Raw genomic sequence first — 12,542 nt, forward strand, 5'->3', positions numbered from 1 at the left:
CCCCTGGGAGGCCGGCGGCAGAGACTCGTCCAGCCTGCCACCGGCCCGGTCATCCGGCAGCTCAGCCGGGGCCGCCGTCAGCCCCCGCTCCCGTCAGCCCCCCGCGTCCCTGCCGGGCCCGTTGTCCGCCCGCTCGCGCGGTCCGCCCCCGCCGCTCCCGCGGCCTCAGGCCCGGACCGCTGCCCGCTCCCGAAGCTCCTTCAGCACCGCGATGTCCATCGCGTGCCCGGTGCCGTCCCCGCCGTGCTTGCGGTCCGGGGTCTCCACCAGCAGCGGCACACCGGCCGTCTCCGGGTGCTCGAACAGTTCCCGGAACGGCTCCGCGCCGATCATCCCGGCGCCGATGTTGGCGTGCCGGTCCTTGCGGGCGCCGACGACGTCCTCCGAGTCGTTGGCGTGGATCAGCCGCAGCCGGCCCGGACCGGCGGCGGAGGCCAGGGCGTCCAGGGCGGCCGTCACCCCGCCGGGCACCGCGAGGTCGTGCCCGGCGGCGAAGGCGTGGCAGGTGTCCAGGCAGACGCCCACCTTCGGGTGGCCGTCCAGCGCCTCCACGTACTCGGCCAGTTCCTCCAGCCGCGAGCAGAGCGAGCTGCCCTGCCCGGCGGTCGGCTCCAGCAGCAGCCAGGGCGCGTCCTCGCCGAGAGCGTCGAGCTCGTCCAACAGCGGCCGTACGTCCGCGCGGACCTGCGCCATCGCCTCGGCCCGGCGCGAGCCGCCGCCGGGCGCCGTACCGACCGCCGAGCCGGTGTGAAGGACGACGCCGAGCGCGCCGATGGCGTGGCCGCGGTGCAGCGAGTGCCGCAGCGAGTCGGCGGAGCGCTCGCGGGTGGCCGGGTTGTCCGAGCCGAAGTTGATCAGGTACGGCGCGTGCACCCAGGCCGGGACGCCCTGCTCGGCGCAGGCGGTGCGGAACTCCTCGTCCTGCGCCGGGTTGCCCGGGGGAGTGGCCCAGCCGCGCGGGTTGGCCACGAACACCTGCACCGTCTCGGCGCCGACCCGCCGTGCGTACGCCAGGCCCGTCCCGGCCAGTCCCCGTCCGGCAACCGGGACGTGGGCGCCGATCGGATTGCGGACGGTGGCGACGGGCGGGGCGGGCGCGGTGGTCATGGCCCCGAGCATGCCACGGGGCCGGACGGAGGTGTCCGGCAGCCCGGGCCGGGCCGCCGCCGGCGGTGCCGGAGACGGGCCGGCGAAACGATCCTTCGTCATCGATCGAGTGAATCCGGACCGGAAAGCCCGGACCTCGCCGCCCGGCTCCGTCACGATCCGTGACCACAAGGACTCCGCGCCCGAGGAGGCAGTCGTGACCACCGCCGAACCCGCCGAGACCGTCGACCTGCGTGCCGACTACCTGGTCCGCGACCCCTTCGGCGCCTTCGCCGATCTGCGCGAACGCGCCCCGCTGGCCCGCGCCACCATCCCCGGCGTGGACCCCTTCTGGATCGCCGTCCGCTACCAGGACGTCCGCACCGTGCTGTCCGACCCGCGCTTCGTCAACAACGTCGACAACGTCAGCAGCGTCGACGGCGTCGACTGCCCCGCCACCGCGACCGACCCGACCGACCCGACCGACCCGACGGGCCCGACCGACGCCCCCGGCCCCGCCCACCGCACCGAACAGGTCTGGCGCGCCCGGGGCATGCCGGCCGAGTGCGCGAAGTACCTGCGCGCCGGCGTCTTCGGCGCGGACGGCGCCAGGCACCGCCGGATGCGCGGCCTGGTCCACCCCGCCTTCACGGCCGGTGCGGTAGAGCGCCTGCGGCCCCGGATCGCCCGGCTCGCCGAGGAGTACGCGCGGGCCCTGCCCGAGCACGCCGACCGGGACGGCGTCGTCGACCTGGTCGCGCACTTCGCCTACCCGCTGCCCGTCGCGGTGATCTGCGAACTCCTCGGCATCCCCGAGGCCGACCGCCCGCAGTGGCGCGGCTGGAGTTCCTACCTCGGCAGGGGCGCCGGGCCCGGACTGGACGAGGCACTGCGCGCCATGGTGGCCGCCGCCCGCGAGCTGGTCGAGCGCCGCCGCGGCGAACCGGCCGAGGGCCTGCTCTCCCGGCTGGCGGCCGCCGAGGGGGAGGCCCTCGACCCGATCGAGACCGTGTCGCTGATCCTCAACCTGGTCGTCGCCGGCCACGAGACCACCGCGACCCTGATCGGCAACGGGACGGCCGCGCTGCTCGCCCACCCCGAGCAGCTGGCGCTGGTCCGCGCCGACCCGGCCCTGCTGCCCGCCGCCGTCGACGAGCTGATGCGCTGGTGCGGCCCGACCATCGGCGGGGTCCCGCGCTACGCGACCGAGGACCTCACCCTGGCCGGGACCCTGATCCGCAAGGGCGAGGCGGTGGTGCCGATCCTCGCGGGGGCCAACCACGACCCCCGGGTGTACGCCGAGCCGGAGCGGCTGGACGTCCGCCGGGCGAGCGCGCCGGACCGCGACGGGCACCACGAGGCGCACCTCGGGTTCGGCCACGGCGCCCACCGCTGCCTGGGCGCGGTCCTGGCGCACGAGGAAGCGGTGGTCGCCTTCGACGTCCTGCTGCGGACGTACCCGGGGGTGGCCCTGGCGGTCGGACCGGAGGCCGTCGAGCGCGGCCCGAACCCGGCCGCCTGGCACCTCGCCGCCCTGCCGGTGCGCCTCGGCCCGCAGGCTCGGGCCGAGGACTGACGGGCCGCCGGGCCGCCGGGCCGGACCCACGGCACCGCCACCCAGCACCACCTACCAGCCCGTCCACCCCCCTCGCGCCCGTCCGCCCCCGCGGCCGGGCGCGTCGTCATGTCCGGCCACCGCGCGCCACGCCGGACGCCACGCCGAGCCGTCCCACCACCGGCCGACGCCCCGTCAGTCCCGCAGCCCAGCCCTGGTGGCGGCCCCTCCCGGGCGACCGTACCGTCGACTCGGCCGCACCCACCGGCCGTCACCGCCCGCACACAGCGCGTCAGCCCACGCCGCCGGAGCGGGCCGGACACCACGACACCACCCGCGCCACCACCCCTCACCACCCCTCACCACCCGCGCCACCACCCCTCACGAGCCCGCACCGCGCTCCTCCACAGCGAACAGCGCGCGCCGAAAGACAGGTCACCACTCATGCCCACGCGACGGGTCCACCACCTCGCCGCGGCCACCGCCGCCGCCACCGCCCTGACCACCACTCTCGCCGCCCTGGCCGCCACGCCGGCGGCCCACGCCGCCGACCTCGGCCGGCTGCACCTCGTCCAGCCGGGCGAATCGATCCAGCGGGCGGTCGACACCGCCCGTCCCGGCGACACCGTCCTGCTGTCCCCCGGCACCTACCGGGGCAGCGTCCGCATCACCACCCCCGGTCTCACCCTGCGTGGCGCGGGCCCGGACAGCGTGATCACCCCCGGTACCGGTACGGAGAACGCCTGCGCCACCGCCGGGCACGGCATCTGCGTGGTCGGCACCGAGGCGGCCCCGCTGCCCGACGTCACGATCGAGTCCCTGGCCGTCACCGGCTTCCGGAAGAACGGCGTCGACGCCAGCGGTACCGCCGGCCTGACCGTCCGCCACACCTACGTTCACGACAACGCCCAGCAGGGCATCAGCCAGGAGATGTCCACCCGGGCCGTCATCCGCGGCAACCGCGCCACCGACAACGGCCAGTCGGGTGTCTTCCTCGCCAACTACGCCTACCGCGAGGGCGGGGCGCCCGCCACCGGCGGCACCGTCGTCGAGGGCAACGAGCTGACCGGGAACCGGGTGGGCGTCACCGTCCGCCGGCTGCGCGAGCTGGTCGTCCAGGACAACGACATCAGCGGCAACTGCAGCGGGGTCTTCGTGGTCGGCGACGAGGGCGTGCCCCGCGCCGGGGACCTCGACGTGCGGGGGAACCGGGTCGTCGCCAACAACAAGTTCTGCCCGGCGAACCCGCGCCTGGGCGCCATCCAGGGCGCCGGCATCGTGCTCACCGGCACCGAGGACACCCGGGTCACCCGCAACGAGGTCCGCGACAACACGGGCACCTCGGACTTCTCCGGCGGGATCGTGCTCTTCAAGAGCGTCGTCGGCATCGCCAACGCCCGGGCCGTGATCACCGACAACCGACTGAGCGGCAACGGCCCGGCCGACCTCGCCGACCGCGACACCGGCGCCGACAACACCTTCGCCCGCAACACCTGCGAGCGCTCGGAACCGTCCGGCCGGTGCTGACGGCCCGGGGCAGCACGCCCCTCGTGCCCCGGCACCCCACCAGCACCCCGGAAGTACCCCGGCAGCACCCCGGCGGACCCCTCCGCCGTCTCCGCCCAGGAACTCCAAGGAACCGCCCATGACCACCGCATCCGCCCACACCGGCCCGCAGGCCGCGATGCGCCTGCGCGAACTCGTCTTCGGCGCCGCCTGCGCCGCCGCCGTCCGGGCCGCCGCCCGGCTCGGTGTCGCCGACGCGCTCGGCGACACCCCGGCCACCGTCACCGAGCTCGCCGTCGTGCTCGACACCGAGCCCCGCCAACTGCGCCGCCTGCTGCGGGCGCTCACCTGCTACGGAATCTTCACCGAGACCGGCGACGACCGCTTCGAGCACACCGAGATGTCCCGTCTGCTGCGCGAGGACGCCCCCAACTCCCTGCGCTACATCTCGCTCTGGTGCACGGAGCCGTGGACCTGGGAGGCCTGGCCGAAGCTGGACGAGGCGGTCCGTTCGGGCCGCAACGTCTTCCCCGAACTGTTCGGCAAGGAGTTCTTCGACTACCTGCACAGCGAGGGCGGCGACTCGGCGAAGGTCTTCGACAAGGCGATGACCACCTCCAGCCGGCAGTCCGCCCGGGACTTCGCCGACTACCTGGACCTCACCGGCGTCGACTCGGTGGTCGACATCGGCGGCGGCCAGGGCCATGTGCTGGCCAGCCTGCTGGAGAAGCACCCGGCGCTGCACGGCACCCTGCTCGACCTGCCCAAGGTCGTGGCGGGCGCCGACTCCCGGCTGCAGGACGGCGGTGCCTTCTCGGCCCGCGCGCGCCTGGTGCCGGGCGACTGCCGGGTGGACATCCCGGTCCACGCCGACCTCTACATCATCAAGAACATCCTGGAGTGGGACGACGAGAGCACCCGCCGCACCCTCGCCAACGTGGTGAAGGCGGCCCGCCCCGGCGCCCGCGTCGTGGTGGTGGAGAACCTGGTCGACAACAGCCCGTCGATGCGTTTCACCACCGCCATGGACCTGCTGCTGATGCTCAACGTGGGCGGCGCCAAGCACTCCGAGGAGAGCATGGTCCTGCTGATGGAGGAGGCCGGCCTGACGGTTGCCGAGGTCTGCCCGGTCAACCCCTACCTGCACGCCTTCGAGGCGACCGTGCGCGGCTGAGCCACTGCCGCCGCCACTGCCGCCGCCGTCGAACCAGCAGCAGCCGCAGCCGCAGCCGCAGCCGCCGCACCCGCGACACGACCGCCGGCCCCCGGGAAGCAGGGGGCCGGCGGTCGTCCGCGTCCGCGCCGCGTCAGGCCTTGTGCGAGGACTCCAGGTGGGCGAAGACCACCACGTTGTCCAGGTAGTCCAGCCGCTTCTTGTCGTACGTGCCGCCGCAGGTGATCAGCCGCAGCTGGGCGTCGGTCGTTCTGCCGTACACCTTCTGGTCGGGGAAGGCGTCCTTGGCGAAGGTCTCCACCGTGTCCACCGAGAAGACCGCGACCGTGCCGTCCGCGCGGCTCACCTCGATCTTGTTCCCCGGCAGCAGCAGGCTCAGCAGCAGGAACACCGCCGGGCCCTTGGTGGTGTCCACGTGCCCGGCGACGACCGCGCTGCCGCGCTCGCCCGGGGTCACGCCGTCCCGGTACCAGCCGACCAGGTTCTTGTCGTCCGGCGGCGGCGCGTTGAGCTGGCCGGCCGGGCTGAGGGTCAGCTCGGTGAACGGCGCGTCCACGGCGATCTGCGGGATCTTCAGCCGGACCGGCGCGGCGCGCTTGAGCACCGCCGCCCCCGGTACGGCCGCCCCCGGTGCGGCGGGTGCCGCCGCGGGCGGCGGGGAGGCGGCCGGCGGCCCGGGGACGGCCGGTGCGGCGGCCGCCGGGGGAGCGGCCTCGGAGGCCGCCGCGTCGGTGCTCGGCTCGGTGTCCACCGAGTTGTAGATCAGCAGCAGCCCGACCGCTGCCGCACCCATCCCGGCGCGCAGCAGCCGGGGCATTCCAGAGGCGGGACCGCCCGTCATTCCTGTCCTCCGCTCAACCGGTTCCGAACGGTCCGCCGCCCCCGGTGCGCCCCACCCCGGCCGGGGGAGGCGCCCGGAGGCGGCGGAAGCGCGGTGTCGGGCGTCAGGCGACCGCGCCGGAGGCGCGGCGGCCACGGCGCAGGGCGAGGGCGCCGGCACCCAGGCCGCCGAGCAGCAGCACCGCGCCGGAGGCGAGCCCGCCGCCGGACAGCGACAGTCCGCCGCCACCGGTGTGCACGCCGCCGTGCGGGGTCTTGTGCTCCTCGTCCTTGGCCTCGGTGCCCTTGTGCTCGTCGGTGGCCTTGTGTTCGCCGGAGCCCTTGTGCTCCTCGGAGGCAGCGCCGCCCTTCTTGTCGTCGGTGCCCTTGGACGCCTCGGCGGCGCCCTTCTCGGGCTTGTCCTGCTTCTCCTGCCAGGTGAGGTTCTTGCCCTGGTCGGCGGAACCGTCGGCGAAAGCCATGGGGGCACCGACGGTCAGGACGGCCGCGACGGCCGCCCCGGCGAGCAGTGTGCGTGCAGAACGCATGAGGATGATCCTTCCGGCGCGCGGACCCGCGACTGCCGGCACGGTGCCGGGCAAGGGGACTCGCGGGGGGTGCGCCTGATCCACCGTCATCCACCGTGCCGCCGCCTGCCACCGGAGCGCGGCAGCGCCGGTCCGGACTGTGCGCCCTTCGGGTGGAGTCCCGGGTGTGTTCACCCGGCTGCCCGGGCTTTCCGGGTGATTCGGCTTCAGTCGGCGGGACCGGGCGCCACGGCGTCGGACGGCGGGCGGCGGCCCCGGACGGCACATGAGCCAGGACCGGCACGAGCCCCCGGACCGCGCATGGGCCCGCCCCCGGCGTACGGCCGGGGGCGGGCCCATCGGGGACGCGCCGGTTCAGCGGTCCCAGCGGTAGAACTCCCGCGCCATCGCGTCCTTCGGCTCGCGCCAGGTGGCCGGGTCGTACGCCTGGACGTAGGCGGTCAGGCGGTCGCTGACGGTCCGGAAGTCCGGGTGCCCGACGACCTTGGCGACCGCCGGCCCCGGCGGCCGGTCGGCCTCGATCAGGTGCAGGTAGACATCGCCGAACTGGAAGAGGCTGCGGCCGGTGACCCCGATCAGGTGCGGCAGTTCGCCCTGGTCGGACTCGGCGAACACCTCGGCGATGTCCGGCGCCGCCTCGGGCTTCATCCGGGCGACGATCAGGGCCCGGTGCGCGCCGCTCACAGCTCCGCCGCCCGCTTCTCGACCTTCTCCCGGATCAGCTGCAGCTGGATCCGCGAGTTGCGGTTGATGTGGTTGACCATGCCGTCGTCGTCGACCGGGGCGGTGGGCTTCATCGCGAAGTCCTGGATCCAGCGCATCCGGGTGCCGGCCGGGACCTCCGCGTACTCCCAGCGGATGTCCATGAACTCGAACGGTCCGGGCTCGACCCGCCGGGCGCGCACCGCCAGCGAGGTCTTGTCGGTGGTGCGCTCGGAGACCCAGCTCCAGACCTTGCCGTTCTCGTCCGGGTGCATGGTGAGCCGGAACCGCACCCGGTCGCCGTCGCGCTCCAGGACCTCGACCGAGGCGTACTCGCTGAAGAGGTCCGGCCAGTTCTCCAGGTCGTTGGTGATCTCCCAGACCAGGTCGAGCGGCGCCGCGATGACGATCTCGTTGTCGGTGTGTCCGGGCATCTCAGGCACCGGCCTTCGCGGAGAGGGAGGAGTTGACCAGCTCCAGGAACTCGGCCGGGGTCTTGGCGGACTCGGCGCCGGAGGTGACCTTGAGGCCGTGCCGGTTCTCCAGCTCGCCGACGATCCCGAGGAGTCCGAGCGAGTCGACGCCGAAGGTGTCGAACTGGGCACCCGGCTGCTCCAGGTCGCCCGGGTCGACGGTGACGCCGGCCCTGGCCTGGAGCAGTGCGGCGAGTTCCGGATAGCTGAGGGTGTTGCTCACGGGGTGTCCCTTCGAAGGTGTGACGGAGTGGTTCAGGGCCGCTTCCCGCGCCGGAGCACCAGCGCCGAGTTGGAGCCCATCAGCCCGCGGCTGAGCACCAGCGCGGTGCGCAGATCGGCCGGCCGGGCGCGGCCGGTCACCAGGGCGAGGTCGTGGCAGACCTCGGTGACGTTGGGGGTGGGCGGCAGGACGCCGTCCTCCATGGCCAGCACGGCGGCGGCCACGTCCAGCAGGGGGGCGCCGCAGTAGGCCCGCCCGGTCCCGGTCTTGGGCGCGGTGACCGGGACGCGTTCGGCGGCCGGGCCGAGCGCGTCGGCCAGTGCCAGGGCCTCGGCCCGGTCGGCGGCGGGCACGCCGAGCGCGTCCGCGAAGACCACGTCGATCTCCTCGGGCGCGACCCGGGCCTCGTCCAGTGCGAGCCGGATCGCGGCGGCGAGCCCCTCCCGGGACTCCTCCCAGCGGGAGGCCCCGGTGAAGGTGGCGCCGTGCCCGGCCAGCTGCGCCCTGATTGTGGCGCCGCGCCGCCGGGCCGCCTGTTCGTCCTCCAGCAGCAGCATCGCGCCGCCCTCGGCGGGGGCGAAGCCGCAGGCCTGCGCGGTGAACGGCAGGTAGGCCTCGTCGGCCCGCTCGGCGAGGCTGAGCTCGGGGTAGCCGAGCTGGCAGACCATCGAGTACGGCGCCAGCGGGGCCTCGGCGGCGCCGACCACCACCGCCTCGGTGCCGCGCTCGATCGAGCGGGCGGCGTGCGCGAGGGCGTCCAGGCCGCCGGCCTCGTCGCTGGCGACCACCGCGCACGGGCCCTTGTAGCCGCCGCGGATCGAGATCTGCCCGGTGCTGGCCGCGTAGAACCAGGCGATGGACTGGTACGGTCCGACGAACTTCGGCCCCTGGCCCCAGAGTTGCTGGAGTTCGCGCTGGCCGAACTCGCCGCCGCCGGAGCCGGCGGCGGTCACCACGCCGACCGCGAAGGGCTGTCCGTCGTCGGGCCGGAAGCCGGCGTCCGCCACCGCCAGGTCGGCGGCGGCCATCGCGTAGTGCGTGAAGCGGTCGGTCTGCACCAGGTAGCGGGTGTCGATCGCGGACTGCGGTTCGAAGTCCCGTACCTGGCCCGCGATCCGGAGCGGCAGCTCGGTGCAGCCCTCGCGGGAGATCCGGTCGAGGACGCTCACGCCCTGCCTGGTGGCCTTCCAGAAGGCGTCGGCCCCGACACCGTTCGGTGCCACCACGCCGAGGCCGGTGACCACCGCCCGGCGGCCCTGCTGACGTGACGTCATGGAACTCACCCCGTTCTGTTGAGCACGACGGCGGACTGGAATCCGCCGAATCCGCTGCCGACCGAGAGGATGTGGCTCAGTGGCAGCTCGCGCGCGGTGCGCGGCACGTAGTCGAGGTCGCACTCCGGGTCCGGAGTCTCGTAGTTGGCGGTCGGCGGCACGACGCCGTGGGCGAGCGCCAGGGTGCAGGCGACGACCTCGATGGCGCCGATCGCGCCGAGCGAGTGCCCGACCATCGACTTGATCGAGCTCATCGGCGTCCGGTGGGCGTGGCTGCCCAGCGAGCGCTTGACCGCGGCGGTCTCGTGCCGGTCGTTCTGCTTGGTGCCCGAGCCATGCGCGTTGACGTAGTCCACGTCGGTGCGGTCGATCCGGGCGTGGTCGAGCGCGTGGTCGATCGCCCGGGACATCTCCAGCCCCTCCTTGGTGAGGCCGGTCATGTGGTACGCGTTGCCGAAGGTCGCGAAGCCGCCGACCTCGCCGTAGACGCGGGCGCCGCGGCGGCGGGCGTGCTCCAGCTCCTCCAGGACCAGGACGGCGCCGCCCTCGCCGAGGACGAAGCCGTCGCGTTCGGCGTCGAAGGGGCGGGAGGCGTGCTGCGGGTCGTCGTTGCGTTCGCTGGTGGCCTTGATGGCGTCGAAGCAGGCGACGGTGATCGGCGAGATCGGGGAGTCGGAGGCGCCGGCGAGGCAGATGTCGGCGCGGCCCTCCTCGACCGCCTGGAACCCGTAGCCGATCGCGTCGAGGCCGGAGGTGCAGCCGGTGGAGACGGTCTGCACCGGGCCGTGCGCGCCGGTCCGTTCGGCGACGGCGGAGGCCAGCGTGCTGGGCGCGAAGGCCCGGTGCAGGTGCGGCTCGGCCTGCCGGTGGTCCACGTCCCAGCGTGCGCCGGCGCCGCTGACCAGGGCGTAGTCGTGTTCCAGCCGGGTGGTGCCGCCGACGGCGGTGCCGAGCGAGACGGCGATCCGCCACGGGTCCTCGGCGGCGAGGTCCAGGCCGGCGTCGGCGATCGCCTCGTCGGCCGCGACCATCGCGAACTGCACGTAGCGGTCCGCCCGTCGGACGTCCTCCGGGCCCAGCCCGTGGGCCGCCGGGTCGAAGTCGACCTCGGCGGCGATCCGGGAGCGGAACCCGGCGGGGTCGAAGAGCGTGATCCCCCGGGTCGCGGTGCGGCCGGCCGTGAGGAGGTCCCAGAACGCGGGGACCCCGACGCCGCCGGGCGCGACCACACCGATCCCGGTGACGGCGACGCGCCGTGTCACGAGGCCACCTTGGCGTGTTCCGGCGGGCCGGAGGCCGCGCTCTCCTCGGTGCTCACGTGGCCGAGGTCGGGGCGCGGGGCGAGCGGGCCGAGGTGGAAGACCATCCGGGCCTCGGTGTCGCCGACGTTGCGGAAGCGGTGGCGCATGTCGATCGGGATCATCAGGCCCTGGTCGGCCTTGAGCGGGTGGGGCTCCCCGTTCAGGTCCACCTCCAGCTCGCCGCTGACGACGAACACGAACTCCTCGGAGTACGGGTGGTAGTGCTCGCGGATCCGCTCGCCGGGCCGCACGATGGCCAGGCCCATGAAGCCGCTGGTCGCCCCGCAGCTGGTCGGGGTGAGCATGGTGCGCAGCTCGGCGCCGTGGCGGCGGTTCTCCGGAGCCTCGTCGACGTTGACGATCCGTGGGTACTGCGTGGTCATGGTGGTCTTCTTCCGAAAAGGGTGACGGAGCGTCAGTTGTCCTGGGGGTCGCCGGAGCTGCGGTCGGTGACCGGGTTCATCGCGCGGGCGGCGAGGAAGGCGCTGAGTCCGGCGACGGTGCGCAGGTCGGTCTGCGGGCCGAGGTCGAGCAGCCGGGCGAGCTCGGCGGCCTCCCGGTCGTCCGCCACGCCGAGGGCGGCCGCCGGGTCGGCCTCGGCCGGCACCCGCAGGTCGACCAGGCGCACCACCACGTCCTCGCGCCGGAAGACGGTGCCCGCCGCGACCGGCCCGGTCGGGTCGGCGGTGGCCAGGTTGTCGTAGTCGGCCAGCAGCTCGGCCACGGCCCGTCCCTCGCCCGGGCGGACGGGGTAGAGCACGGCGTGCCGGTGCAGCCGGCCGGAGGCGGGGGAGCTGGCGATGGCCTGGTGCCGGGCGGGCAGCGCGGCCTTGGCGAAGAACGCGCGGGCGGACTGCGGGTCGCCCAGCTGCCGCACCTCCTCCAGGTACGGGTTGATCGCCTCCTCGACGGCCCGCACCTCGGGCTGCATCGCCACGTGGCGCAGCGCGTCCCCCAGGCTGCCGATCACCTCGACGGCCCGGACCACCCGGTTGCCGTGCATGAACAGCGAGGTGCGGCGCAGCCGGGTGTGCTCGTCCACCTCGGCGCGGGGGGAGGCGTAGCCGGAGAGGATCCGGGCCACCTCCGGCTCGCTGCCGGGCCGGACGGTGAAGGTCAGCGCGTGGCGGACCACGCCGTCCGGGCCGGGGTCGGCCTTCGGCGGGCCGACCTGCCCGGCGGGGGCGGAGCGCGGCAGTCCGGGCGGCACCTCCACCGGTGCCCGGGTGCCGGTCGAGCCGGCCGCGGAGGTCTCGCGCAGGACGGCGTAGCGCAGCGAGCGGAAGTTGTCGCTGACGCAGCCGTGCATGGGCTTGACCATCTCGCGGTGGGCCGGGCTGTCCACCCAGTCCAGGAAGGTCTCCTGGTCCTCCCATTCGCTGGTGATCAGCCACTGGCGGGGGTCGTTGATCGACTGGCACAGCTGGTCGCTGACGTGCCCGGGGACGGAGGCCACCTGGTGGCGCAGCTGCTCGTAGACGTCGAGGAAGCGCTGCTGGGCGCCGTCCTGGATCTCCAGCATCAGCACCACCCGCAACCGGGTGTCGGACTCGGACTGCTGCCTCGGCTGGGGTTCGGACAGAGTTGTCATGATCCACTTTCTCCTCTGGGCCGCACGCTGCGGGCCGTGTCGGCCGTGCCCGGCGGGTGCTCCCCGGCCTGGGAAGGTCGGTGCGACGGTGGTCGGCCCGGACGTTCGGCTCCAGGCCTGAGGTCGATCGTGGGCGGCGCACCCGACTCGGCGCGAGATTTGCGGGCCATCCGGGGGAAGGGGCCGCACAGGCGGCCCGCGGCGGGGGATGGAAGAGCGGGGCCCCCGGCTGAGCGGGCCCGACGAGGGCGGCGCCGGGTCCAGTCGCCGGGCCGCGGAATCCCCTGACA

Annotated in this window: 13 protein-coding genes; 3 read left to right on the top strand and 10 right to left on the bottom strand. The window is 74.5% G+C overall.

What is annotated here, in order from left to right:
* Positions 1-165 precede the first annotated feature (165 nt).
* Positions 166-1,107: a deoxyribonuclease IV gene (locus ACFQ6N_RS19800; RefSeq protein ID WP_380650438.1), complete on the bottom strand. Its 942-nt coding sequence runs from the start codon at positions 1,105-1,107 to the stop codon at positions 166-168.
* Between the two features lie 196 nt (positions 1,108-1,303).
* On the opposite strand from ACFQ6N_RS19800, the gene ACFQ6N_RS19805 reads away from it, so the two are divergent.
* The 3 genes from ACFQ6N_RS19805 (at position 1,304) to ACFQ6N_RS19815 (ending at position 5,321) form a co-directional block, all read left to right on the top strand.
* On the top strand, positions 1,304-2,662 hold the full coding sequence (locus tag ACFQ6N_RS19805) for a cytochrome P450 (protein WP_380650440.1): 1,359 nt from the start codon (positions 1,304-1,306) through the stop codon (positions 2,660-2,662).
* Between the two features lie 423 nt (positions 2,663-3,085).
* Entirely contained in the window at positions 3,086-4,168 is a 1,083-nt protein-coding gene (locus ACFQ6N_RS19810; RefSeq protein ID WP_380650442.1) for a nitrous oxide reductase family maturation protein NosD, read from the top strand.
* Positions 4,169-4,286: 118 nt separating this feature from the next.
* Positions 4,287-5,321, top strand: coding sequence for a methyltransferase (locus tag ACFQ6N_RS19815; RefSeq protein ID WP_380650444.1), 1,035 nt, complete (start codon positions 4,287-4,289; stop codon positions 5,319-5,321).
* A 133-nt stretch (positions 5,322-5,454) separates the two neighbouring features.
* Here ACFQ6N_RS19815 and ACFQ6N_RS19820 read toward each other — a convergent pair whose 3' ends face one another.
* The 9 genes from ACFQ6N_RS19820 to ACFQ6N_RS19860 form a co-directional block, all read right to left on the bottom strand.
* Positions 5,455-6,162, bottom strand: coding sequence for a class F sortase (locus ACFQ6N_RS19820; protein WP_380650446.1), 708 nt, complete (start codon positions 6,160-6,162; stop codon positions 5,455-5,457).
* A 103-nt stretch (positions 6,163-6,265) separates the two neighbouring features.
* Complete coding sequence (locus ACFQ6N_RS19825) at positions 6,266-6,688, bottom strand: hypothetical protein (protein WP_380650448.1); 423 nt, start codon at positions 6,686-6,688, stop codon at positions 6,266-6,268.
* 354 nt (positions 6,689-7,042) lie between these two features.
* On the bottom strand, positions 7,043-7,372 hold the full coding sequence (locus tag ACFQ6N_RS19830) for a TcmI family type II polyketide cyclase (RefSeq protein ID WP_380650450.1): 330 nt from the start codon (positions 7,370-7,372) through the stop codon (positions 7,043-7,045).
* Positions 7,369-7,824, bottom strand: a complete 456-nt coding sequence (locus ACFQ6N_RS19835) for an SRPBCC family protein (protein ID WP_380650452.1) — start codon at positions 7,822-7,824, stop codon at positions 7,369-7,371. Before ACFQ6N_RS19835 ends, ACFQ6N_RS19830 begins: the two co-directional genes overlap by 4 nt.
* Before the next feature lies 1 nt (position 7,825).
* Positions 7,826-8,086, bottom strand: coding sequence for an acyl carrier protein (locus ACFQ6N_RS19840; protein WP_380650454.1), 261 nt, complete (start codon positions 8,084-8,086; stop codon positions 7,826-7,828).
* Between the two features lie 32 nt (positions 8,087-8,118).
* The gene (locus ACFQ6N_RS19845) at positions 8,119-9,360 is read right to left on the bottom strand and encodes a beta-ketoacyl synthase N-terminal-like domain-containing protein (protein ID WP_380650456.1); all 1,242 of its coding nucleotides are present in this window, start codon (positions 9,358-9,360) and stop codon (positions 8,119-8,121) included.
* 5 nt (positions 9,361-9,365) lie between these two features.
* Positions 9,366-10,622, bottom strand: coding sequence for a beta-ketoacyl-[acyl-carrier-protein] synthase family protein (locus tag ACFQ6N_RS19850; protein WP_380650458.1), 1,257 nt, complete (start codon positions 10,620-10,622; stop codon positions 9,366-9,368).
* Positions 10,619-11,044: a cupin domain-containing protein gene (locus tag ACFQ6N_RS19855; protein WP_380650460.1), complete on the bottom strand. Its 426-nt coding sequence runs from the start codon at positions 11,042-11,044 to the stop codon at positions 10,619-10,621. The genes ACFQ6N_RS19850 and ACFQ6N_RS19855 overlap by 4 nt, the downstream gene beginning before the upstream one ends.
* 32 nt (positions 11,045-11,076) lie before the next feature.
* On the bottom strand, positions 11,077-12,252 hold the full coding sequence (locus ACFQ6N_RS19860) for a SchA/CurD-like domain-containing protein (protein WP_380650462.1): 1,176 nt from the start codon (positions 12,250-12,252) through the stop codon (positions 11,077-11,079).
* Positions 12,253-12,542: the final 290 nt, after the last annotated feature.

The organism is Kitasatospora sp. NPDC056446 (genome assembly GCF_042796115.1).
Taxonomy (GTDB): domain Bacteria; phylum Actinomycetota; class Actinomycetes; order Streptomycetales; family Streptomycetaceae; genus Kitasatospora.